Source organism: Streptomyces cathayae, assembly GCF_029760955.1.
Lineage (GTDB): Bacteria > Actinomycetota > Actinomycetes > Streptomycetales > Streptomycetaceae > Streptomyces > Streptomyces cathayae.
The window spans coordinates 158,017-180,458 of record NZ_CP121682.1 but is presented as its reverse complement, the minus strand read 5'-3'; the positions used below and the strand labels follow the sequence as shown (position 1 = coordinate 180,458).

The window sequence follows — 22,442 nt, the reverse complement described above, 5'->3', positions numbered from 1 at the left end:
TCCTCGGTGATCCGGGAACCGCTGTTCCCGGGTGGAGCGGGCGCGTGGCGGTCAGGCGGCGCGCTCGAGCAGATGCCGGACCAGCGCGATCAGTGCCTCCGCGGAGGACCGCTGGTCACGGGCGTCGCAGTAGACGACGGGAGTGTCCGGCAGCAGGTCGAGTGCCTCACGCACCTCTGCTTCGCTGTACGTGGTGGACGAGTCGAAGGTGTTGACGGCGATGGCGTACTCCAGGCCGTACCCCTCGACGAGGTCGATGACCGGGAAGGTCTCCTCCAGCCGTGCGGGGTCGACCAGGAGCAGGGCTCCCAGCGCACCGCGCGCCATGTCCTCCCACAGCTGCATGAAGCGCTGCTGTCCCGGCGTACCGAACAGGTACAGCACGAGGTCTTCGCTCAGGGTGAGACGACCGAAGTCCAGGGCGACCGTGGTGGTGGTCTTGCCCGTCACGCCCCGCAGGTCGTCGACGTGGACGGAGGCCTGGGTCATCTTCTCCTCGGTGCGCAGCGGAGTGATCTCCGACAGCGAGCCGATGAGAGTCGTCTTGCCCACGGCGAAATGCCCGACGACCAGGATCTTCGCGGCGTTGGTCACCGCGTTGGAGACGTAGATGGAGCCCTGGGCCGTCTCAGCTGATGAGGGATTGGAGTCCATGCAGAACCTTCTCGAGGGTCGCTCTGTCAACGTTCTGGGCCCGCGGCGGTTCGGCGCGGTGCAGCAGGTGCCCCTGCTCGAACAGGTCGGTCAGCAGCAGGCGGGCCACTCCCACCGGCAGTCCGAGATGGCCGGCCACCTCGGCCACCGACAGGTAGCCCCCCGCGCACAGGTCCCAGATCGCCGTCACTTCGGGCCCGGCCCCGAGCGGGAGGGTCCGCTCGGGAGCCAGCGTGACGAGGGTGTGCAATGCAAGATCGTCCGAAGACGGCAGGCTCCGGCCACCGGTGATGACGTAGGAGCGGACGAAGTCGCTGGATACGGACCCTTCTTCGCCGGGAGCCGTCATGAGCCGACACCGCGGTTCTCGCGTGGCGCCACGCTCATCGCCTTGCTCAGTGCCGCCACCGTCTTCTGCATGCGGAACGACACGGCTTCCATGTCGACGTCCGGAGCCGCCGAGACGGCCAGGTAGGCGCCCTGACCGGCGGCGCTCAGGAAGATCCAGCCACCGTCGTACTCCAGCAGCGTCTGCTTCCAGATGCCGTTCCCCGCCCCGACGAAACCGGCGACCGCCCGGCTGAGGGACTGCATGGAACTCATGGCGGCGGCGTTCGTCTCCGCGTCGTCGCGCGAGATGTCGTCCGAACGCTGAAGCAGCAGGCCGTCACCCGAGACGAGCACGGCATGACGGGCACCACGCACCTCGAGCACGTCGTTCAGCACCCACGACAGGTCGGTGTTCACTGCTGATCAGGTCCTTCCATGGTGTTCGTGATCCGACCGAGCTGTGTGCCACGGGCGAACGCCCCGAGGCGTGACGCGGTCACCTCGCTGGCCGGTTCGGACGTCTGCTCGTCGACACCGGCCGTGTCGTCCGGCGAGGGCACCACCGAGATGGGGCCCTGCCGCCGGCGTCGCTTGGGAAGCCCGCCGTTCGTCCTGCCCACCACGTGGGAGGGGCCGACCGGGACGGGAGTCAGCCGCTGCGGGGCGGCCTCCTGGCTCACGGCCTCCTGGACGGGCTCGGCGGGCGCGGGAGCGTCGGCGGCCAGGAGGCTTTCCGGTACACGGATCACTGCACGCACTCCGCCGTAGGGGGACACCGAACCGACGGAGACGGAGAAGCCGTACCGCGTGGCGAGCATGCCGCACACCGCGAACCCGAACCGGGGCGGGTCGCCCAGAGCGGTGATGTCGACCTCGTTGTCGGACGACAGCAGAGTCGCCGCCCGGTCCTTGGTCTCCTGGTCCATGCCCAGGCCGGCGTCGTCGACGATGAAGCACACACCCGTCGGGACGGCCTGGATGTTGACCTCGACCGGCGTACCCGGAGCGCTGTAGGTGGTCGCGTTGTCCAGCAGCTCGGCCAGCACGACGGCCACCGGCTCCACGGCCTTGGCGGAGACGGAGACGCTGACCTGCGCGTGGATGCCGACCCGGTCGAAGTCCCTGATCCGTCCCTGGGCGCTGCGCGCCACGTCGTACACGGAGGCCGTGCCGTCACGCCGGCCCAGCCAGCCACCGCACAGGACCGAGATGCCCTTGGCCCGGCGGCTGAACTGGCTGCCGGTGTGGTCCACCGACATCAGGTCGGCGAGGACCTCGCTGTCGTTGCCGTACTTCTTCAACAGGCCGTCCAGCAGCAGCTGCTGCTCCTCGGCGAGGGACTGCAGCGTTCCCATCGCCGACTTCAACACGGCTTTGGTCGACGACTCGGCATCCGCGCGGACGTCGGCGAGGTCGCCCTGGTGCTGTGCGTTGAGGGTGGCGATGTACCCCTGCTGCTGGGCGAGTTGGCCCTGGGCCTGACCCAGGTCCGATTCCAGGTCCTTCCTCGTTCTGCGGAGCGCCAGGTTGGTTCTCCGCGCCCTCATCACTGCGAACGCCGCAGCGATGAGTACTACCAGCAAGATCCACAACAGTGGATCCCTGATCAATGACGTCATGAGACTCTCTTCAAGTCGCATCGTGCGGGAGCGCTGAGGGTCCACCGGTCCGGCTCGAGGAATCCGGCCGTCGAACGGCTCGAGCCCATGGGTGGACCTCACCTCGCACCTTGGTGATGGGGCCTCAGAGACTGTCCCCCGTACGCGTTCATGACGCGCCGTCAGCCTACTGAAAGTTAGATGATCTTATCAGGTGCATATGCACAAAACACTTGCTTCGTTTCTTGCTCGATGACCCTCACCAGACCCTCACACGCCCGCCTTCCACGGGCCACCGAAGCGGAAAGCGACGGCGCGGGACGGGCCGGGCGCCGGGGGGGAACCGGCCCCGAGAATCCGGTGGACACCCCCCGGGCCGTCGGCGCATGGTGGCGGAATGCAGCAGGAGGAGATCTGGGACGCCGACACCGCGCAGCGCTACGACACACCGGGCACCGGCATGTTCGCGCCCGGCACCCTGGAGCCGGCCGTCGACCGGCTCGCCGGCCTCGCTGGGGAGGGGGCCGCGCTCGAGTTCGCCGTCGGGACCGGCAGGGTGGCGGTCCCCCTCGCCGAGCGGGGGGTGCCGGTCGCCGGCATCGAGCTGTCCGTCCCGATGGTGGAGAGGCTGCGGACCAAGGCGGACGAGGCGACGATCCCGGTGGTCATCGGTGACATGGCGACCGCCCGCGCGCCGGGGGAGTACAGCCTCGTCTACCTCGTCTACAACACCCTCTCCAACCTGCTCACCCAGACCGAGCAGGTCGAGTGCTTCCGCAACGCCGCCCGCCACCTCGTCCCCGGGGGCCGGTTCGTGATCGAGCTCTGGGTGCCGGAGCTGCGCAAGCTCCCACCGGGCCAGGAGGCCACGGTCTGGCAGTCCGAGCCCGGCTACATCGGCCTGGACACGTACGACGTCCTGCGTCAGCAGGTGGTGTCGCACCACTTCCGGTTCGACGGGACCCGGCAGGCGCGGCTGTTCCGCAGCCCCCACCGCTACGTCTGGCCGGCCGAACTCGACCTCATGGCCCAGCTGGCCGGCTTCGGGCTGGAGGCCAGGCACGCGGACTGGGCCGGGGCCCCCTTCACCGCCGCGTCACGCTCCCACGTCTCGGTCTACCGCATCCCGCCCACCCGGTAGAGGACCAGCATGCCGGGGCCGGCCCGTACGGGCCGGCCCCGGCATGCTGGTCCGGTCCGGTGTCAGACGTTGACACCGAAGTCGGCGGCGATTCCGGAGAGCCCGGAGGCGTACCCCTGGCCGACGGCGCGGAACTTCCACTCGGCGCCGTGACGGTAGAGCTCGCCGAAGACCATGGCCGTCTCGGTGGAGGCGTCCTCCGAGAGGTCGTAGCGGGCGATCTCCTGGTTGTTGGCCTGGTTGACGACGCGGATGAAGGCGTTGCGGACCTGGCCGAAGCTCTGGCCGCGGTTCTCGGCGTCGTGGATCGACACCGGGAACACGATCTTGTCGACCTCGGCGGGCACGCCGACGAGGTTCACCTTGACGCTCTCGTCGTCGCCCTCGCCCTCACCGGTGAGGTTGTCACCGGTGTGCTCCACCGAACCGTCCGGGCTCCTCAGGTTGTTGTAGAAGACGAAGTGCCGGTCGGACAGGACCTTGCCGGAACCGTCGACCAGCAGCGCGGAGGCGTCGAGGTCGTAGTCGGTGCCGGTGGTCGTGCGGACGTCCCAGCCGAGGCCGACCACGACCGCGGTCAGCCCCGGGGCCTCCTTGCTGAGAGAGACGTTGCCGCCCTTGGACAGGGAAACACCCACTGCGTACTCCTTCTTGGTTGTCCTTGCTCGTTCTCGGTGATTCAGTCGCGCGAGTTGCCGAAGAGGAGGCGGTAGCCGATGAGGAGGACGAGGGCGCCGACGATGGCCGAGCCCCAGGTGGCGGCGTCGAAGAACTCCCGCTGTACCGGGCGCCCCAGGAACTGCGCCGACAGCCAGCCGCCGAGGAAGGCCCCGGCGACGCCGATGAGCGTCGTGCCGATCAGCCCGCCCGGATCGCGTCCGGGCAGGACGGCCTTGGCCACCGCTCCTGCGAACAGCCCCAGTACCAGCCAAGCGATGACGCCCATGTCCACCCACTCCTCGTCTCTTCGCATCCGTGCGTCGACAGCCTATCTTCTACAATTATGTAGAAGACGAGGGGTGGGGGGCGTCACGAGCTGATCAATCCTCGTCCTCGTCCCCCTCGTCCTCGTCGCCCTCGAAGAAGTCCCCGATCTCGTCGACGACCTCGGCCGCGACCATGCCGCCGACGACACCGACGGCGAGCCCGGCCGCGCCCGCCGCGACGACGGTCCCCATGCCGGGACCGGAGCGGTGGCCGTCGTGGTGGTGCCCGTCGTGGACGTGATGGCCGCCGTGCCCGTGACCGGCGTGCGCGCCGTACGAGGCCCGGTGCTCCACGAGCCGGCGCACCCAGTCGTCGACGACCGCGTTCCAGTCCTGGTGCCCGACGCCGTCGTGGGAGACGGTGAACCGGTGGACCGCGTCGTGACCGGAGGAGAAGAACCCGCCGCGCTTGTCCGCCTCCAGCACGACCTCCATCCCGCCGGGACCGGCGAGGAACGTCACCTCGATCTCGTTGACCTGGTGGGCGTACTGCGGCGCCGGGGTCAGCTCGATCTCCTGGTAGAAGGGCAGCTGCTGGCCGGTGCCGCCGATCCGGCCGTACTCGAGGTCGGCGGACCTGAAACCGAAGCCCAGCCCGCCGAACGCCTCGAGGATCGCCTCCTGCACGGGCAGGGGGCCGACGTTCAGCTGATCCAGGTCACCCTTGTCCCTGGCACCCGCCACGGCGAGCTCGGTGCGCACGCCCAGGACGATGCCGAGGCCCTGGCCGTGCAGCTCGGTGACGGGCGTCTCCCAGGGCAGCGTCACGGAGAACGGCACGCTGTGCACCGAGCCCGCGGCGAGCCGGAAGCCGCCGCCCACGGTGAACCGCTCGAAGGCGACGACGCCTTCGCTCTCGCCCTCCTCGTGCTCGGCCTCGACCCGGGCCACCAGCTCCAGCGTGATGTGCTCGATGTCGAAGTCGGCGTCTCCACCCTTGAGGTGGACCTGCCCGGTCAGTGCGGCTCCGGGCCGTGGGGCACCGGGGTCGAGGACCGTGTCGACCGTGGGGCCACCCACTCCGAGCGAACCGAGCAGTCGTTTGAACACCATCGCGGCGTTCACTCCTTCGCGTGCGATTGTTCCGTAGGCGCAACGCCGCACGCCCCCGCGGGCATCCGGCAAGGGCCTTCTACAAGCACGTAGAAGCATAGAGGCGGTGAAGATCGAGGAAGGGTTCGCTGCGTGCCCGCACGGCGTGAATGGCCGAAAGTGAACCCCCCGTGACGTGGGCGGACTTCGCGGGTCCGGGAGCCGCTGGGCGTACGCGCTCGCAACGGCGACACGGCCGCGGGCCCGGTTTCGCCCTGGTGCCCGACCCGGTTACGGTTTCCCGAGTCGTTCCTCTCGTGTCGCATACGCAACTCTCGTAAGAGGTGTTCTGCCCTGTCCGGGTTTTCGCAGGAAGGAATCGTGAAAGAAACGCTGCCCGCGCGCAGCCCCGGGGAGACGGACGGGCCGCCGACGAGACCCGGCGGGACGGCACCGGTCACGGTGCAGACCCGTGCCGCCCCCGCGCCGGACGACACGCGCACCCGGTCGGCGAAACCGCGGGACGCGCTCTTCGACAACGCCAAGTACCTGGCCATCGTGCTGGTGGCGGTCGGCCACGCATGGGAACCGCTGCGCAGCGAGAGCCGCACCGTCACCGCCCTCTACACGCTTGTCTACGCCTTCCACATGCCGGCGTTCATCGTCGTCTCCGGCTACTTCTCGCGCGGCTTCGACTGGAGCGCGGGACGGATCAGGCGTCTGGTCACCGGGATCGCCGTGCCCTACGTCGTCTTCGAGGTGGCGTACACCCTCTTCACCCGGTGGAGTGACGACGAACCGGACCGCCCGATCAGCCTGCTGGACCCCCTGTACCTGACCTGGTTCCTGGCCGCGCTGTTCGTCTGGCGGCTGACCACCCCGATCTGGCGGTCCGTGCGGTGGCCGCTGCCCCTCGCCCTCACCCTCGCGGCACTGGCCACCCTCGCCCCGTCCATCGGCGAGGACCTCGACCTCCAGCGCACCCTGCAGTTCCTGCCCTACTTCGTACTCGGCCTGTCCCTCAGGCCGGAGCACTTCGAAAGGGTGCGGCGCCCTCAGGTGCGCCTCCTGGCCGTGCCGGTCTTCCTCGGCGCCCTGGTCATGGCGTACTGGGCCGTGACGCGGATGGACTACGCCTGGTTCTTCCACCACTCCAGCGCCGAGGAACTCGGGGCGCCCGCCTGGTACGGGCCCGTCATGACGCTGGCGATCTTCGGCTGTTCGACGGTCCTGGTCGTCTGCTTCCTCGCCCTCGTGCCGCGCCGCCGGACGTGGTACACCGCGCTCGGCGCCGGCACGCTGTACGGCTACCTGCTGCACGGCTTCGTCATCCAGGCCGCCAACCACTGGCACTGGTCCCGCAACGACTGGTTCCACCAACCGCTCGGCAAGATCACCGTCACCCTCGTCGCCGCCGTGGCCGTGACCCTCCTGTGCACGGCACCGGTACGGCGGGTCTTCCGGGCCGTGGTCGAGCCGAGAATGGACTGGGCCTTCCGGCAGCGGGAACCGGCACCACCGAGATCCGGATGAAGCCCGAGGGGCGCACGAGCCCAACAGCTCGTGCGCCCCTCGTGTTCGTGCGTCCCGCGGGCCCCGCAGCGCGCGGTCGTACCGCTCGCCGTGCCGTCAGGGCGCCTGCGTCAGACCGCCTGCCGGGAGGCCGCCCGCGTGGCGGCGGCGTGAGCGCGGCGGGCCCGGGCGCGCAGTACGGACTTGAGCACTTCACCGGTCCAGAGGATGGTGGAGCCGACGGCCACGCAGGCCAGCCACTGGCCGGGGGTGAGGTCGGTCGTGGTGAAGAAGCCGTGCAGGGCGTCCGTCTCGACGATGAACACGAGCAGGACGATCACGGCGAGGGTGGCGACGAACGCGGAGGTGTTCTGCAGCGTCTCACGGCTGAACACGCTGCGGGTGTCGTGCCGGACGTTGAGCAGGTTGAAGACCTGGAAGAAGACGAAGGTGGCGAAGGCCATCGTGCCGGCCACGGTCGCCTTCCCCAGCTCCGCCTCGGGCCCGGGGGCCCAGATCAGCATCGCGAGGGTGCCGACCGCCATCACCGTGCTCGCCAGGAGGATCCGGGCGAAGCGCTGCCGGCTGAGGATGCGTTCGCCGGCGTGCCGGGGCGGCCGGCTCATCGCGTCCGGGTCGACCGGGTCGACGCCCAGGGACATGGCCGGCGGACCGTCCATGACCAGGTTCACGAACAGGATCTGCAGGGCGGTGAACGGCGCCCCGCCGGCCAGACCGGTCAGCGAGGCGATCAGGAACGTGGCGACGAAGCCCAGGGCGGTGGAGACCTGGAACCGGGTGAACTTCACGATGTTGCCGTAGATGCCGCGGCCTTCGCGGACGGCGGACACGATGGTGGCGAAGTTGTCGTCGGTCAGCACCATCGTGCCGGCCTCCTTGGTGACCTCCGTCCCCGTGATGCCCATCGCCACCCCGATGTCGGCCTTGCGCAGCGCGGGCGCGTCGTTGACACCGTCCCCGGTCATCGCGACCACGTCACCGCGGTCCTGCAGCACCCGGACGATACGGATCTTGTGCTCGGGGGACACCCGGGCGACGACGCCCACCTCGTCCAGCCGGTCGGCCAGCACGGCGTCGTCGTCGACGCGGTCCAGTTCTGCGCCCGTCACCGCTTCACCGGGGATGCCGAGCTCGCGGGCGATGGCACCGGCGGTCACCGCGTGGTCGCCGGTGATCATCCGGACCCGGATCCCGGCCTCCCTGCACTCGGCGATGGCCGCGCGCACCTCGGGACGCGGCGGGTCGACGATGCCCACCAGCGCCGTCAGCACGATCCGGTCGAGGAGCTCCTTGAGGTCCTCGGGGGCCTGGAACCCGTCGGCCGGGAAGTCCTCCATCCCCAGCGCCATCACCCGCATGCCCTGCTCGGCCAGGGAGGCGTTGCCCTCGTCGAACCGCCGCCGTGCCGCCTCGTCGAACGGCAGGAACCCCTCCTCGCCGAGGTAGCGGTCCGCGCGGTCCGCGAGGACGTCGGGGGCGCCCTTGACGCAGCACCGGATCACCGCACGCCCGGAGTCGTCCGTCCAGTCGTGGAAGGTCGCCATGAACTTGTAGTCGGAGTCGAAGGGGATCTCCAGCCGCCGTGGCCGCTCCTGACGCATGCCGGTCACGTCGATGCCGCCCTTCTCGGCCAGGACGACCAGGGCGCCCTCGGTCGGGTCGCCCACGACCTGACCGTCGCGGATCACGGCGTCGGTGCACAGGGCCATCGCGGTCAGCGCGTGGTCCAGGGCCGACGGCAGGGGCTGCCCGTCGGTGGTGCGGATCCGCCCCTCGGTGGAGTACCCCTCACCGGAGAGGGTGAGCCGACGGCCGGCCACCAGCACTTCCCGCGCCGTCATCTGGTTCAGCGTCAGCGTGCCGGTCTTGTCGGTGCAGATCTGGGTGGTGCTGCCCAGGGTCTCCACCGACGCCAGCTTCTTGACGATCGCCCCCTTCTTGGCCATCCGGCCGGTGCCCATCGCGAGGGTGAACGCGACCACCGCGGGCAGCCCTTCGGGGATGGCGGCGACCGCGAGCGACACGGCGCTGATGAACAGGTCGCCGAAGTCCTGCCCGCGCACCAGGCCGAGGACGAAGACGACGACGATGACCAGCCCGGCGACCAGGGCGAGGGTACGGCTGAGCGCGTCGATCTGGCGCTGCAGCGGAGTCGGCCCCGGCTGGGCCTGGTGCAGCATGTCGGCGATGCGGCCGGTCTCGGTGCTCATGCCGGTGGCGGTGACCGTGACCTCGCCGCGGCCGCGGGTGACGGCGGTGTTCATGAACACCGCCGTCACCCGGTCGGCCAGCGGGGCGTCCGGCGCGACCTCGGCGTCCGCGTCCTTCGCCACGGCCAGGGCCTCACCGGTCAGGACGGACTCCTGCACCTCCAGGGACGCCGACGTCAGCAGCCTGCCGTCCGCCGGCACCCGGTCGCCCGGCGCCAGGGTGATCACGTCCCCGGGAACCAGTTCACCGGCGGCCAGTTGCACCAGCCGCCCGTCGCGGCGGACGGTGGCATGCGTCACCGTCATCTCCCGCAGGGCGTCCAGAGCCGCCTCGGCCCGGGACTCCTGCACGAACCCGATCGTCGCGTTGAGCAGGACCACCACCGCGATCGCGAGGGGTGTCTCCCACTCCCGGGTCACCACCAGGCTGACCACGGCGGCCACCAGCAGAATGATGATCAGCAGATCCTGGAACTGGCGCAGGAAGGCCCGCCAACGGGGTTCCCGGGGAGCCTCGTCCAACTGGTTCGGCCCGTGCTCCGCGAGCCGCCGCGCCGCCTCGTCGGACGACAGCCCCGCACCCGGCTCCACATCGAGCCGATCGGTGACCTCGGAGGCGGGCAAGGCATGCCAGGAGGGCGGTGTGACGGAAGTGTGGGAAGGCGACATCGCTCCATTCTGCACGCGGCCGTACCACCGGGCATGACCGGGATTCGGCTCTCCGAGGGGGTGAGCACCACGAAGTCCGCGTTCCAGGCGTCGAGGCAGACGGCAAGCCGGCCGACGCCGGGGGCGTCGGCCGGCTCCGGTCCGGGCGTCAGCCCAGCGGTGTGATCCGGATGTCGCGGAACCGGACTCTGTTCCCGGGGTTTCCGTGGTCCTGGAGCCGGAGGGCCCCCGCCGCGGGCGTCTCGGCCCTGCCCGACGCGGTGGGCCCGTCCAGGGCGACGTCGTCGTGGACCTTCTGCCCGTTCCACACCACCGTGACCCGGGCGTCGGCGGTCTTGCGGCCGTTCTCGTCGAAGCGGGCCGCGCGGAAGACGATGTCGTAGGTCTGCCACGTCTCGGGCGCCGTGGCCGCGTTCGTGTCGGGGGCCCGTTTCAGCTTGTTCTTGCGAGGAACCCCGGGGCTTCAGCCCCGGGAGAAATCGCATCCGCGTGTATCGCGGCGTGCAGCGCCGCGGTATCGCTGTGCCTGCCCGGCCGTGGAGCGGCCGGGTCCCGCCCACGGGCGCGGTGAGGCGGCCCCGGCCATGCCGGGCTTCACCCGATGGGATGACCAGTGGGGGAACGCGTGGTGCGGCACCGCGCGGGTGTCTACGCTCGGTGATCGTGAAGCTGGTGGTGCAGGTCAGACTGCTGCCGACGCCCGTACAGGCGGCGGCCCTGGAGACGACCCTGCAAGCCTGCAACGAGGCCGCCACCTGGGCCAGTGACGTCGCCTTCGAAAAGGATGTGAAGAAGAACTTCGCGCTGCGCCGGCACACTTACACCGAGATCAAAACCCGGTGGAACCTGGGCGCGCAGGCCGCCCAACATGTCATCAAGAAGGTGTGCGACGCCTACGCCACGCTGCAGGCGAACCTGAAGGCCGGAAATCTGGGCCGACCGGGCTCGCAACGCCACCGCCGCGCCACCCAGAAACCCGTCGTCTTCCGTCCCTCCGGCGCCCAGCCCTTCGACGACCGGATGCTGTCCTGGCAGACCGACCGGCGCCGGGTCTCGATCTGGACGGTGGCCGGGCGGGTGAAGGACGTGGCGTTCACCGCCGCACCGGAGCAACTGGCCACCCTCGCCCTCTACCGCAGGGGTGAGTCCGATCTCATCTGCCGGGACGGCAGGTGGTTTTTGAATGCCACCTGCGAGGTGCCCGAGGCGCCGCTGAACACGGAGCCGGTGGACTTCCTCGGCATCGACCTGGGCATCGTCAACATCGCCACCACCTCGGACGGCGAGATCATGGCCGGCCGGGAACTCAACCGCATCCGCGCGCGGGAACGCACGCTCCGCAGCAAGCTGCAGAAGAAGAACACCCCGTCCGCCAGACGCCGGCTGAAGAAGCGGCGCCGCAAGGAGGCCCGGCGGGCGAAGGACATCAACCACAAGATCGCGAAGCATGTGGTGGCCGAGGCAGAACGCACCGGTCGCGGGATCGCCCTGGAGGACCTGACGGGCATCCGCGGACGGGTACGGCTTCGCAGGCCCCAACGGGCCACCCACTCCAGCTGGGCCTTCGCCCAGCTGGGGCAGTTCATCGCGTACAAGGCCCGCCGGGCGGGGGTGCCGGTGGTGTATGTCGATCCGGCGTACACCTCCCGCACCTGCGCCGAGTGCGGGCACATTGACCAGGCGAACCGGGTCTCCCAGGCCCGGTTCGCGTGCCGGTCCTGCGGATTCGTTGATCACGCGGACCGGAACGGCTCCCGCAACATCCGCGCCCGGGCGTGGGAGTTGTGGCGACGCGGGGCGCAGTCAACCGCCCCAGACCCGCTCCCGCGTCCGCGGGGCGGGGCTGGACGCAGACGCAGCATCACCGCCAGTGGTGCCCGTTGTGCAAGCCCGTCGTTTTAGCGACGGGTAGTTGACATAGAACGCCCCGGCCTCGTCGGTGCCGAGCGTGGTGTCGCCGTAGGAGTCGAGGATCTGGAGCTCATAGCGGTCCTGGAGGAAGATGCCGCTGTTGCCGCGGTCCTGCCCGGTGACCTCGGGCGGAAGCAGCGGGACGCGGAACTCCACGTGCAGCGCGAAGTCCTGGTACGCGTCCTTGGTGCGGAGGTCACCGCAGCACACCTCCATCGACTTCTCGTCGGCGAGCGGCCATCGGGAGGTCCTCCCGTCGGTGTGCTGCCACTGGTCCTGCGAGCCGGCCGTGCCGTCGAAGAGGGTGACCGGGGCTCCGTGCGGACGGACGCTGATCATGTCGAGGTTGACATGGCCGGTGTCGCCCGCGTCGTACCGGTAGGAGACCGTGTTGGGTCCGGCGCGCAGGTTCAGCTTCTCGGTCCGTGTCGACCACGAGTCCCAGTCACCGGTGGAGGCGAGCTTCGTCTGCCGCACCTTCTTCCCGTTGGCGTACAGGGAAAGGGACTTGGTGCCCGCGAACGGGTTGGGCCCGTTGGAGTAGCGCAGGCCCACGTCGTAGGCGCCCGTCTTCGGGACCGTCACGTCGAAGGCGGTGCCGGCCCTGCCCTCCGTGGCGTAGCGGTCGACGAAGCCGCTGCCGGAATGGCCGACGTGGTCGGTGCCGACGCCGGCCGTGCCCGTCAGACGCGCCTCCTCGGCCTCGTACCGGGTGGCGGGCGGCGGCTGCTTGCCCGGTGTCCGGTTGAGGGTGTACCAGGCCTCGGTGTTCCACAACTGCTCACCGGAGGCGGAGGAGAAGGGGCGCGGGGAGCGGACGTGCACCACGCGGCCCGGTTTCAGACCGTCCAGCCGGAGCTCGACGGTGCGGCCGTCCTTCGAGAGCTTCGCCGAGCGCACCGCGAGCCGCTCCTCGGCGATCTTCGGTCCACCGTAGTCCGCGGTCGGCGTGTAACGCCACTGCTCGGCACGGTAGTGCGTGGCGAGTTCCTCGGCGGTGGCGGCGGACACCGGCTGGGTGTACGTCAGGTCGAAGCCGCCGGGCACGGCCCGCATGGTGCGGATGTCGAAGGTGTTCTTGCCGTTCGGGGCCAGCTTTTGCAGGCCGAACCTGAGCTTGCCCTCCTGGCCCCAGTTGCCGCCGGCGCCCAGGCCGCCGGCGTAGATCGCGCCGTCGGGGCCCGGGACGGCCACGCGGTCCTCGAGTTCGAGGACGAGGGCCCCGGGATGGCCCGGGACCAGGCCGAGCGGGCGTTCCACCGCTTCTACCGCGCCGACGAGGCACGGGCCCGCGCCGGAGCCGGCGGTGCGGGCCTCGGCCTGGCCATCGTCGACTCGCTGGTACGGGCGCACGGCGGCCACGTCGAGGTCCGCACCGCCCCGGGCGAGGGCGCGGTGTTTCACGTCCTGCTGCCCCTGGATCCCGGCGCCTGAGGTCCCGCGCCACCGCGCCACCGCGCCACGGTCGTCATCGGACGCGCCCACGACGACCGCGCCCACGACGACCGCGCCTACGACGACTGGCGCACCACCAGTTCCGTCGGCAGCGTCAGCTGCTGCCGGGGCGCGCCGTGCCGGGTGATGTCGGCGAGGATCCGGGCCATGGTGCGGCCCAGTTCCTCCACCGGCTGACGCACCGTCGTCAGGGGCGGATCGGTGTGGCGGGCGAGGACGGAGTCCTCGAAGCCGACGACGGCGACATCACCGGGCACGTGCCGTCCCCGCCGGCGCAGTTCCGCCAGGGCGCCGACCGCCATGAGGTCGGAGGCGGCGAAGACGGCGTCCAGGTCCGGGACGCGTTCAAGAAGCGAACGCATGGCGCGGCTGCCGCTCTCCTCGGTGAAGTCGCCGACTTCGACCAGGAGTTCGTCCACCGGCGTGTCCGCCTCCTGGTGGGCGGTGCGCCAGCCGGCGAGCCGGCTGCGGCCGACGTCCATGTCCTGGGGGCCGGTGATCGTGGCGATCCTCCTCCGGCCGCTGTGCAGCAGGTGCCGGACGGCCTCGACGGCTCCTCCGGCGTTGTCGGAGTCGACGTAGCTCAGCTGCTCGCCCGCGTCGCGGCGGCCGGCCAGCACGGTGGGCAGGCCCATCTCCTCCAGCATGCCGGGCAGCCGGTCCTCGGAGTGGACGGAGACCAGGAGCACGCCGTCCACGCGGCGCGTCGCCAGTGACTCGGTCAGCTGGTCCCGCTCGGCCTCGTCGCGCACGAGCATGAGCTGCAGCTGGATCCGGCTCTCGGCGAGGGCGCCGCTGACGCCCCGGATCAGCGCGGCGAAGAACGGCTCCGAGCCGAGCCGGCTCTCCGACTCCGGGATCACCAGGGCAACGGCGTCGGTGCGGTTGGTCACCAGGCCGCGGGCGACCGAGTTGGGGACGTAGTTGAGCTCCTTGATCGCGGCCAGGACCCTGGAGCGGGCATCGGCGCTGACCAGATCCGAGCCGTTGACGACGCGGGACACCGTGGTGCGGCCCACCCCGGCACGGGCGGCGACCGTTTTGATCGTGGGCCGACGATTCCCAGTCATGCACTCCCCATCCCTCGGCAGCCGCGGCGGCGCCGGCCGCCGGATGACCAGCGGCAATTGTTGCAGATGCCACCGCGATCGGAGCACCCCCGAGGCTTCGGGAACGAGCACCGGACAGCGGTACCGGACGCGAAGTCGGTTCAAGTCATTGACATATCCGCCGCGGGACAGGAGTCTTCGGTGCATTGGTGGGAACGTGCCCACCCTGGAGTGGGCACGTTCCCACTCGATTGTCGGAGCCGCTGTAGTCATCGCAGAACTTGTCACCTCGGTGTGTCAGTGCTGTCGCTAGGAGGAGATCCATGGGCACTCTCGGTTCGTTGCGCACGAGGGCGGTGGCGACAGTCGCGGTCGTCGGCGCGCTGGCACTTGTCGCCGGTTGCAGCAGCGGCGGTGACTCGGTCACCGGCGGTGGCAAGAAGGACGGCAAGGTCACCATCACGATGGGCCTGTTCGGGGTGATGGGCCTCAAGGAGACGGGGCTCCTCGAGCAGTACGAGAAGGAGAACCCCGATGTCGAGATCAAGGCCGAGATCGCCGGGGACGAGCAGACGTACTACACCGCGCTGCAGACCAGGCTCGCCGCCGGCGACGGTCTGAAGGACATCCAGGGCATCGAGATCGGCCGGGCCAAGGAGATCACCGAGACCCAGTCGGACAAGTTCGCGGACTTCGCCGGCACGGCGGGCACCGACCACTTCCTGCCCTGGAAGCAGTCCCAGATCAGCACCGCGGACGGCAAGGTGCTGGGCCTGGGCACCGACATCGGCCCGATGGCCGTCTGCTACCGCAAGGACTACTTCGAGAAGGCCGGCCTGCCCACCGACCGGGAAGAGGTCGGCAAGCTGTGGGAGGGCGACTGGAACAAGTACGTCGAGGTCGGCCGCACCTTCAAGAAGGGCTTCAAGGGCGGTGAGGTGGCGTACATGGACTCGGCCAGCGGCCTGTTCAACGCCATGGTCTACGGCCACTCCGAGCAGTACTACGACGAGAAGGGCGACCTGATCCACGACAAGAACCCGGTCGTCAAGGACGCCTGGGAGCTGTCCTCGGACGCGGCCGACGAGGACCTGACGGCCAAGCTGCGCCAGTTCCAGCCGGGTTGGGACCCGGGCCTGGCCAACGGCACGTTCGCGACCGCCGTGTGCCCGGCCTGGATGCTCAGCCACATCAGCGAGAAGGCCGGTGACGCCAACCAGGGCAAGTGGGACGTCGCCCGGGCGCCCAAGGGAGCCAACTGGGGCGGCGCCTTCCTCGGTGTGGTCGAGAAGAGCCCGGTGAAGGAGGAGGCCCAGAAGCTCGTCGCCTGGCTGACCGCACCGGAGCAGCAGGCCCACATCTTCAAGGAGATAGGCAACATCCCGTCCTCCCAGGAGGCGCTGCAGAGCGACGACGTGAAGAACGCCGAGTCGGAGTACTTCAGCGGCGCGCCGATCGGCCAGATCTTCGGTGCGGCCGCGCAGGAGATCCCCGACAAGCAGGTCCTCGGCCGCAAGGACGGCACGATCAAGGACACCTTCTCGCAGGGCCTGGCCCTGGTCGAGCAGGGCACCGCACGCGACAAGGCGTGGAACACCACCATGGAGCGCATCGAGAAGGCGGTCGGCTGACCGGTCGCCCCGCGGTCGCCTTGGGCCCGCCGCCTTCCGCCGGCGGGCCCGGGCCCCGGCTCACACATCCGCTCTCAGGAAGGAAGTCCGGTGGCCACCTCCACCACCAAGGCCCTGGCCGGCGAGGAACCGCCAGGCGCGCCCCGCACGACCGGAGGCGAGAGGACCGCCCGGCGGCGCAGCGCGCTGCTGCACCGACTGGACGTCAAGGGCGCGCCGTTCGCGTTCGTCGCGCCGTTCTTCGTCGTCTTCGCCGCGTTCAGTTTCTACCCCCTGGTCTACACCTCGTGGATCTCCCTGCACGACGTGGAACTGGCCACCCTCGACGTGATGGAGTGGGTGGCGTTCGACAACTACGTCGAGCTCTGGGGCGATTCACGGTTCTGGAACGCGCTGCAGAACACTCTCACCATCGGCGTCATCTCCACCGTGCCGCAGCTGCTGATGGCGCTCGGCCTGGCGCACCTGCTCAACTACCGCATGCGCGCCTCGCTGTTCTTCCGCGTGGCCTCGCTGGTCCCGTACGCCACCTCGGTCGCCGCCGCAGCCCTCGTGTTCACCATGATCTTCGAACGTGACTTCGGCATGATCAACTGGGCGCTCGGCGCGGTCGGCGTCGACCCGGTGAACTGGGAGGCCGACAAGTGGCCCGCCCAGGTGGCGATCTCCACCATCGTCATCTGGCGCTGGACCGGCTACAACGCGCTGCTCTACCTGGCCGCCATGCAGGCCATCCCCGCCGACCGGTACGAGGCGGCCTCCCTCGACGGCGCCTCCCGGTGGAAGCAGTTCACCCATGTCACCGTCCCGGGCATCCGCTCCACCATCGTCTTCACCATCGTGCTCTCCACGATCGGCGCCACCCAGCTGTTCGGCGAACCGCTGATCTTCGGCCAGGGCCCCAACGGCATCACCGGCGGCGCGGACAACCAGTACCAGACCCTGGGCCTGCTGCTGTACGAGGAGGGCTGGAAGAACTACCAGATGGGCCGCTCGGCGACGGTCGCCTGGGCGATGTTCATGCTGCTCGTCCTCGCCTTCGTGGCGCAGCGCCTGATCAAGCGCCTGCGTTCCCGTACGTCCTGACCTGGAGTCGTCATGACCATCCACAGCCTCCCGGCCCGGACGAAGACCCCGGACCGGACTCCCGCCGAGAAGCCGGTCCGCCGCCGCGGCGGCCGCCGGCTGCTGCGCGAGCGCGCCGGACGCCAGCACCACGCGGGCCCGCTCGCCTATGTCCTGCTCGCCGTCATGGCGGTGCTGTCCATCTTCCCGCTGTACTGGACGATGGTGGCGGCCTCCACCGACAACACCCGGGTCAGCCAGACGCCGCCGCCCTTCCTGCCCGGCCCGAACCTGTTCAGCAACCTCGCCCGGGCCTGGGACGAGGCGGCCATGGGCAAGGCCATGATCAACAGCCTGATCGTGGCCGGGGTGATCGCCCTGTCCACGGTGATGTTCGCGACCCTGGCGGGCTTCGCCTTCGCCAAACTGAAGTTCAAGGGACGCAACGTCCTGCTGATGCTGGTGATCGGCACCATGCTGGTGCCGCCGCAGCTCGGCGTCGTCCCGCTGTTCATGATGATGTCGGAGCTCGGCTGGTCGCAGCAGCTGCCCGCCGTCATCTTCCCCACGCTGGTGAGCGCGGTCGGCGTCTTCTTCATGCGGCAGTACCTCTCGGAGGCACTGCCCGACGAACTCGTCGAGGCCGGACGCGTGGACGGGGCGCACTCGCTGCGGATCTTCTGGAGCATCGTGCTGCCCGTCGCACGGCCCGCCATGGCCGTTCTGTTCATGATCACGTTCGTGCACGCGTGGAACGACTTCTTCTGGCCGTTCGTGGTGCTCGACATGACCAACCCGACGGTCCCCGTCGCCCTCACCCAGCTCAGCGCGGGCTACGTCCGCGACCAGTCGCTGATCATGGCGGGCGCGCTGCTCGGCACGCTGCCGCTGCTGGCGATGTTCATCGTCTTCGGCCGCCAGATCGTCAGCGGCATCATGGCGGGCGCCGTCAAGGGCTGACCGCCACACCCGGACCGGCCCCGGGCCGCCGGCCGCCCACCACCCCCACCGGGCGTTCGCGCGCCCGCGCACCACCCCCTCCACCCGAAAGGACTCACGTGGTCACCGCAGCACAGCAGACCGCGTCCGCCCCGGACGCCGCCCGCACCTTCGCCCGCACCTTCCCCAAGGGGTTCGTCTGGGGCTCCGCGACCGCCTCCTACCAGATCGAGGGGGCCGCCGCCGAGGACGGCCGTACACCGTCCATCTGGGACACCTACGCCCGCACCCCCGGCCGGGTCCGCAACGGCGACACCGGTGACATCGCCACCGACCACTACCACCGCCGGCGCGAGGACGTCGCGCTCATGGCCGAACTCGGCCTGGGCGCCTACCGCTTCTCCCTGGCCTGGCCCCGGATCCAGCCCACCGGCCGCGGCCCCGCCGTGCAGAAGGGCCTGGACTTCTACCGGCGCCTCGTCGACGACCTGCTGGAGAAGGGCATCCAGCCCGTCGCCACCCTCTACCACTGGGACCTGCCACAGGAGTTGGAGGACGCCGGAGGCTGGCCCGAGCGCGCCACGGCCGAGCGGTTCGCCGAGTACGCCGCCCTGGCCGCGGACGCCCTCGGCGACCGGGTGAAGACCTGGACCACCCTCAACGAGCCCTGGTGCAGCGCCTTCCTCGGCTACGGCTCCGGCGTGCACGCCCCCGGCCGCACCGACCCGGTCGCCGCCCTGCGCGCCGCCCACCACCTCAACCTGGCCCACGGCCTGGCCGTCCAGGCACTGCGCGACCGGGTCGCCGCCGACGCCCAGTGCTCGGTCACGCTCAACATCCACCACGTCCGACCGCTCACCGACAGCGAGGCCGACACCGATGCGGTCCGCCGCATCGACGCGCTCGCCAACCGGGCCTTCACCGGCCCGATGCTGCGGGGCGCCTACCCGGAGGACCTGCTCAAGGACACCGCGGCACTGACCGACTGGTCCTTCGTGAAGGACGGCGACCTCCGGCAGATCCACCAGCCGCTGGACTTCCTCGGCGTCAACTACTACACGCCCACCCTGGTCTCCGAGGCCGACGGCAGCGGCACCCACACCTCCGACGGACACGGCAGGAGCGAGCACAGCCCCTGGCCGGGCGCCGACCGGGTCGCCTTCCACCAACCGCCCGGCACCACCACCGCCATGGGCTGGGCCGTCGACCCCACCGGCCTGTACGACCTGCTGCGCCGGCTGGCGTCCGACTTCCCGAAGCTGCCGCTGATCATCACCGAGAACGGTGCGGCGTTCGACGACTACGCCGACCCCGCGGGACAGGTCAACGACCCCGACCGGATCACCTACCTGCACGGCCACCTGGCCGCCGTCCACCGGGCCATCGCCGACGGTGCGGACGTGCGCGGCTACTTCCTGTGGTCGCTGCTGGACAACTTCGAGTGGGCCCACGGCTACGGCAAGCGTTTCGGCGCGGTCTACGTGGACTACCCGACCGGTACCCGCATCCCCAAGGCCAGCGCCCGCTGGTACGCCGAGGTGGCCCGCAGCGGGATCCTGCCCGGCGCCTGACCGGACCCGGAAGCGCCGCCGGAACCGGGGAGGGGGACCGGTGCACGCACCGGTCCCCCTCCCCGGTTCCGGCCTCCGCTCTGGCGATCGGGGCGAGGCGTGGAAGGCGGCCGATACGCCGCCGCAAGCTGTTTCGGGAAAACCCGAAACATTCGAATCCTCCTTGCGCGCCCCCGGGAACCGCCGTCCCCGCGTCCCTTCACGCCCTCTCGGGCGGGGCCGTGCTCTGCCGTACCACCAGGTGTGTCGCCAGCTCTATGCGCTGGGCGGCCGTGCCCGGGGCGTCCGGGCGGAGCAGCATCCGGGCGGCCTCCTCGGCCATGTGCCGCAGCGGCTGGTGGACCGTGGTGAGCGGCGGACTCGACCACTGCGCCGGCGGTACGTCGTCGTAGCCGACCACCGACAGGTCCTCGGGCACGCGCAGACCCCTGACCCGTGCCGCCTCCAGCACGCCCAGCGCCTGGAGGTCACTGCCCGCGAAGATCGCCGTCGGCCGGTCGGGCCCGTCCAGCAGCTCCACGGCGTGCGTGAAGCCGCCCCGCACATGGAAGTCGCCGAAGCGCGTCAGACGCGGGTCGGTCTCCAGGCCCGCCAGCGCCAGGGCCGAGCGGTAGCCGTCGAGGCGGGCCAGCGAGCACAGCATGTCCTCGGGACCGGTGATGATCGCGACCCGCTCGTGACCGAGGTCGGTGAGGTGGCGGGTGGCGGCGAGGCCGCCGGCCCAGTTGGCGGAGCCGACCGAGGGCACGTCCGGGTCGGGGTCGCCCGCCGGGTCGATGACGACGAAGGGGATGGCCGCCGCCCTGAGCCGGCGCTTGACGTCCTTCGGGAGGGCGGAGAAGACCAGGACGACGCCCAGCGGCCTGCGCTGCAGCACACCCGGGAGCCAGTCCGGCGCGGGCGTGTGCCGGGTGCCGCTCTCGGTGAGCGCCACCGTCGCGCGGTTCTCCTTGGCGACGTTCTCCACGCCTCTGATCAGCTCCATCGACCAGACGCTGTCCAGTTCGTGGAAGACGATCTCGATGAGCGGGGAGCGGGACACCGACTGCCCGCGCCGACGGTAGCCGTGGGTCTCCAGAAGCCGCTCCACCTTGGTCCGCGTCGCGCGGGAGACGTCCGACCGGCCGTTGAGGACCTTCGAAACTGTCGGCATCGAAACGCCGGCCTCTTTCGCGACCGTGGCCAGGGTGACTCTGCCGCCCACCTCGTCGTCATCGTGCATACCCGCAGGATAGGCCACCGCGCATCGATAACGGTTTGGTGACTACCGGCCCGACCGTTGACCGGAACCCTGGTCTGACCTACTGTCCCACGGCATGGACTTTCGGTGATGGGGCCGAAACTTTCGAAAGGCGAACGATGAAGACACGTGCGCGCTTGCCCAGACTGGTCGCCTGCGGTGCGACGCTCGCCCTGGCAGTGACCCTTTCGGCCTGCGGCGGCGGGGGCGGCGGGTCGTCGGCGGACGACGACAAGATCCACGTCCTGGTCTACGGGGACGCCACCAACAAGGTCGAGAAGAGAATCGTCGACACGTTCAACAAGACGTCCGACGTCAAGGTCGTCCTCGACACCATCCCCGGCGCGGACTACCAGAAGAAGCTGCAGACGATCATCAGCACCCCGCAGGCCCCGGACGTCTTCTTCAACTGGGGCGGCGGCAGCATCAAGCCGTTCGTCAAGGCCGACCTGCTGCTGCCGCTCGACGACTTCATCGAGAAGGACCCGGGCCTGGAGAACAACTTCCTGCCGTCCGTCTTCAACAACGCCGTCGTCGACGGCAAGCCGTACGGCATCCCGATGCGCGGCACCCAGCCGGTCCTGCTCTTCCACAACAAGAAGGTCCTCGACGAGGCGGGCGTCAAGCCGCCGAAGACCTGGGACGAACTGCTCGACGTGGTCGGGAAGCTCAAGGACGCGGGCGTCACGCCGATCGCGCTCGGCGGCGGCGACGTCTGGCCGACGCAGATGTGGTTCCAGTACCTCTACGACCGCGTGGCCGGCCCCGGGCTGTTCGAGAAGGCCGTCGGCGGCGACAAGAGCGCCTGGGAGAGCGCGGACAGCAAGAAGGCCCTGGGCATGATCAGGGAGCTCGTCGACGCCGGCGCCTTCGGCAAGAACTACGACTCCGTCAAGTACACCAACGGCGGCTCGGTCCAGCTGGTGTCCTCGGGCAAGGCCGGCTTCGAGCTGATGGGTTCCTGGTACTACTCCCAGCAGTTGACGGACCACAAGGCGTTCGCCGAGAAGGACCTCGGCTACACCGCCTTCCCGACCGTCGAGGGTGGCAAGGGCGATGCGGCCAATGTCGCCGGCAACACCAACAACTACTACTCGGTGATGAAGAAGACCAAGCACCCCGAGGCCGTCGCCGAGTTCCTGAAGCTCATGTACTCCGACGACTTCGTCAAGGCGCAGCTGGACATCGGCAACCTGCCGACCACGACCAACACCGACAAGTTCATCGACAGCTCGGGCACCCCCGAGTACTCGCGCTTCCAGTACGACCTGGTCGCCGACGCCCCCTCGTTCCAGCTGTCCTGGGACCAGGCGTATCCGCAGAAGGCCAGCTCGGACATGCACAAGGCCGTCCAGCAGTTCTTCAACGGACAGCTCGACGCGGACGGCTTCATCAAGGCCATGCAGGCCCTCCCCACCGAGTGACGAA

Annotated in this window: 19 protein-coding genes and 2 pseudogenes; 9 read left to right on the top strand and 12 right to left on the bottom strand. The window is 69.9% G+C overall.

Going from position 1 to position 22,442, the window contains the following annotated elements; translation table 11 throughout:
- Positions 1–51: 51 nt before the first annotated feature.
- From PYS65_RS00850 to PYS65_RS00835, 4 genes are read right to left on the bottom strand one after another with little or no spacing between them, the layout of a single operon-like run.
- Positions 52–654 carry a GTP-binding protein gene (locus PYS65_RS00850; RefSeq protein WP_279331732.1) on the bottom strand — a complete coding sequence of 201 codons (603 nt, stop codon included), beginning with the start codon at positions 652–654 and terminating at the stop codon, positions 52–54.
- The gene (locus tag PYS65_RS00845; protein WP_109378557.1) at positions 629–1,003 is read right to left on the bottom strand and encodes a DUF742 domain-containing protein; all 375 of its coding nucleotides are present in this window, start codon (positions 1,001–1,003) and stop codon (positions 629–631) included. Before PYS65_RS00845 ends, PYS65_RS00850 begins: the two co-directional genes overlap by 26 nt.
- Positions 1,000–1,401 carry a roadblock/LC7 domain-containing protein gene (locus tag PYS65_RS00840; protein WP_279331730.1) on the bottom strand — a complete coding sequence of 134 codons (402 nt, stop codon included), beginning with the start codon at positions 1,399–1,401 and terminating at the stop codon, positions 1,000–1,002. The genes PYS65_RS00845 and PYS65_RS00840 overlap by 4 nt, the downstream gene beginning before the upstream one ends.
- The gene (locus PYS65_RS00835) at positions 1,398–2,603 is read right to left on the bottom strand and encodes an ATP-binding protein (protein ID WP_279331729.1); all 1,206 of its coding nucleotides are present in this window, start codon (positions 2,601–2,603) and stop codon (positions 1,398–1,400) included. Before PYS65_RS00835 ends, PYS65_RS00840 begins: the two co-directional genes overlap by 4 nt.
- A 376-nt stretch (positions 2,604–2,979) precedes the next feature.
- On the opposite strand from PYS65_RS00835, the gene PYS65_RS00830 reads away from it, so the two are divergent.
- Positions 2,980–3,723 (top strand): class I SAM-dependent DNA methyltransferase, encoded by a 744-nt coding sequence (locus PYS65_RS00830; RefSeq protein ID WP_279331728.1) that lies wholly within the window; start codon positions 2,980–2,982, stop codon positions 3,721–3,723.
- 62 nt (positions 3,724–3,785) lie between these two features.
- Here the strand turns inward: PYS65_RS00830 and PYS65_RS00825 are convergent, their stop codons facing one another.
- The 3 genes from PYS65_RS00825 to PYS65_RS00815 all read right to left on the bottom strand — a co-directional run bounded on the left by PYS65_RS00825 (position 3,786) and on the right by PYS65_RS00815 (position 5,762).
- Positions 3,786–4,361: a TerD family protein gene (locus tag PYS65_RS00825; protein ID WP_279331727.1), complete on the bottom strand. Its 576-nt coding sequence runs from the start codon at positions 4,359–4,361 to the stop codon at positions 3,786–3,788.
- 41 nt (positions 4,362–4,402) lie between these two features.
- Positions 4,403–4,669, bottom strand: coding sequence for a GlsB/YeaQ/YmgE family stress response membrane protein (locus PYS65_RS00820; RefSeq protein WP_279331726.1), 267 nt, complete (start codon positions 4,667–4,669; stop codon positions 4,403–4,405).
- Positions 4,670–4,763: 94 nt separating this feature from the next.
- Entirely contained in the window at positions 4,764–5,762 is a 999-nt protein-coding gene (locus PYS65_RS00815) for a sporulation protein (RefSeq protein WP_279331725.1), read from the bottom strand.
- A gap of 360 nt (positions 5,763–6,122) precedes the next feature.
- On the opposite strand from PYS65_RS00815, the gene PYS65_RS00810 reads away from it, so the two are divergent.
- On the top strand, positions 6,123–7,274 hold the full coding sequence (locus tag PYS65_RS00810; RefSeq protein WP_423836058.1) for an acyltransferase family protein: 1,152 nt from the start codon (positions 6,123–6,125) through the stop codon (positions 7,272–7,274).
- Positions 7,275–7,384: 110 nt separating this feature from the next.
- Here the strand turns inward: PYS65_RS00810 and PYS65_RS00805 are convergent, their stop codons facing one another.
- Together PYS65_RS00805 and PYS65_RS00800 are read right to left on the bottom strand one after the other, a co-directional pair.
- The gene (locus PYS65_RS00805; RefSeq protein ID WP_279331724.1) at positions 7,385–10,153 is read right to left on the bottom strand and encodes a cation-translocating P-type ATPase; all 2,769 of its coding nucleotides are present in this window, start codon (positions 10,151–10,153) and stop codon (positions 7,385–7,387) included.
- 148 nt (positions 10,154–10,301) lie between these two features.
- A pseudogene (locus tag PYS65_RS00800) lies at positions 10,302–10,586 on the bottom strand (3-keto-disaccharide hydrolase); the annotation flags it as partial.
- Positions 10,587–10,816: 230 nt separating this feature from the next.
- Between PYS65_RS00800 and PYS65_RS00795 the strand changes: the two are divergent.
- Positions 10,817–12,055 (top strand): RNA-guided endonuclease InsQ/TnpB family protein, encoded by a 1,239-nt coding sequence (locus tag PYS65_RS00795; protein WP_279331723.1) that lies wholly within the window; start codon positions 10,817–10,819, stop codon positions 12,053–12,055.
- 15 nt (positions 12,056–12,070) lie between these two features.
- Here the strand turns inward: PYS65_RS00795 and PYS65_RS00790 are convergent.
- Positions 12,071–13,246: pseudogene (locus PYS65_RS00790) on the bottom strand (3-keto-alpha-glucoside-1,2-lyase-like domain-containing protein); the annotation flags it as partial.
- 45 nt (positions 13,247–13,291) lie between these two features.
- Here PYS65_RS00790 and PYS65_RS00785 point away from each other — a divergent pair.
- A complete protein-coding gene (locus PYS65_RS00785; RefSeq protein ID WP_341483648.1) occupies positions 13,292–13,498 on the top strand; it encodes an ATP-binding protein in 207 nt (68 codons plus the stop codon).
- Between the two features lie 77 nt (positions 13,499–13,575).
- Here the strand turns inward: PYS65_RS00785 and PYS65_RS00780 are convergent, their stop codons facing one another.
- Positions 13,576–14,589 (bottom strand): LacI family DNA-binding transcriptional regulator, encoded by a 1,014-nt coding sequence (locus PYS65_RS00780; RefSeq protein ID WP_279331722.1) that lies wholly within the window; start codon positions 14,587–14,589, stop codon positions 13,576–13,578.
- 302 nt (positions 14,590–14,891) lie between these two features.
- Between PYS65_RS00780 and PYS65_RS00775 the strand changes: the two genes are divergently transcribed.
- The 4 genes from PYS65_RS00775 (at position 14,892) to PYS65_RS00760 (ending at position 19,774) form a co-directional block, all read left to right on the top strand.
- Complete coding sequence (locus PYS65_RS00775) at positions 14,892–16,199, top strand: ABC transporter substrate-binding protein (RefSeq protein WP_279331721.1); 1,308 nt, start codon at positions 14,892–14,894, stop codon at positions 16,197–16,199.
- Between the two features lie 90 nt (positions 16,200–16,289).
- On the top strand, positions 16,290–17,285 hold the full coding sequence (locus PYS65_RS00770; protein WP_279331720.1) for a carbohydrate ABC transporter permease: 996 nt from the start codon (positions 16,290–16,292) through the stop codon (positions 17,283–17,285).
- A 12-nt stretch (positions 17,286–17,297) separates the two neighbouring features.
- Positions 17,298–18,224, top strand: coding sequence for a carbohydrate ABC transporter permease (locus PYS65_RS00765; protein WP_279331719.1), 927 nt, complete (start codon positions 17,298–17,300; stop codon positions 18,222–18,224).
- Positions 18,225–18,322: 98 nt separating this feature from the next.
- Positions 18,323–19,774 (top strand): GH1 family beta-glucosidase, encoded by a 1,452-nt coding sequence (locus PYS65_RS00760; RefSeq protein ID WP_279331717.1) that lies wholly within the window; start codon positions 18,323–18,325, stop codon positions 19,772–19,774.
- Positions 19,775–19,973: 199 nt separating this feature from the next.
- Here PYS65_RS00760 and PYS65_RS00755 read toward each other — a convergent pair whose 3' ends face one another.
- A complete protein-coding gene (locus PYS65_RS00755) occupies positions 19,974–20,996 on the bottom strand; it encodes a LacI family DNA-binding transcriptional regulator (RefSeq protein WP_279331715.1) in 1,023 nt (340 codons plus the stop codon).
- A 137-nt stretch (positions 20,997–21,133) separates the two neighbouring features.
- Between PYS65_RS00755 and PYS65_RS00750 the strand changes: the two genes are divergently transcribed.
- The gene (locus PYS65_RS00750; RefSeq protein WP_279331713.1) at positions 21,134–22,438 is read left to right on the top strand and encodes an ABC transporter substrate-binding protein; all 1,305 of its coding nucleotides are present in this window, start codon (positions 21,134–21,136) and stop codon (positions 22,436–22,438) included.
- The last annotated feature ends 4 nt before the right edge of the window (positions 22,439–22,442 follow it).

Coding starts and splice junctions, on each gene's coding strand:
- PYS65_RS00850 (WP_279331732.1), bottom strand. CDS start 654: ATGGACTCCAATCCCTCATCAGCTGAGACGGCCCAGGGCTCCATCTAC.
- PYS65_RS00845 (WP_109378557.1), bottom strand. CDS start 1,003: ATGACGGCTCCCGGCGAAGAAGGGTCCGTATCCAGCGACTTCGTCCGC.
- PYS65_RS00835 (WP_279331729.1), bottom strand. CDS start 2,603: ATGACGTCATTGATCAGGGATCCACTGTTGTGGATCTTGCTGGTAGTA.
- PYS65_RS00830 (WP_279331728.1), top strand. CDS start 2,980: ATGCAGCAGGAGGAGATCTGGGACGCCGACACCGCGCAGCGCTACGAC.
- PYS65_RS00820 (WP_279331726.1), bottom strand. CDS start 4,669: ATGGGCGTCATCGCTTGGCTGGTACTGGGGCTGTTCGCAGGAGCGGTG.
- PYS65_RS00815 (WP_279331725.1), bottom strand. CDS start 5,762: ATGGTGTTCAAACGACTGCTCGGTTCGCTCGGAGTGGGTGGCCCCACG.
- PYS65_RS00805 (WP_279331724.1), bottom strand. CDS start 10,153: ATGTCGCCTTCCCACACTTCCGTCACACCGCCCTCCTGGCATGCCTTG.
- PYS65_RS00785 (WP_341483648.1), top strand. CDS start 13,292: ATGGCCCGGGACCAGGCCGAGCGGGCGTTCCACCGCTTCTACCGCGCC.
- PYS65_RS00780 (WP_279331722.1), bottom strand. CDS start 14,589: ATGACTGGGAATCGTCGGCCCACGATCAAAACGGTCGCCGCCCGTGCC.
- PYS65_RS00775 (WP_279331721.1), top strand. CDS start 14,892: ATGGGCACTCTCGGTTCGTTGCGCACGAGGGCGGTGGCGACAGTCGCG.
- PYS65_RS00765 (WP_279331719.1), top strand. CDS start 17,298: ATGACCATCCACAGCCTCCCGGCCCGGACGAAGACCCCGGACCGGACT.
- PYS65_RS00755 (WP_279331715.1), bottom strand. CDS start 20,996: ATGCACGATGACGACGAGGTGGGCGGCAGAGTCACCCTGGCCACGGTC.
- PYS65_RS00750 (WP_279331713.1), top strand. CDS start 21,134: ATGAAGACACGTGCGCGCTTGCCCAGACTGGTCGCCTGCGGTGCGACG.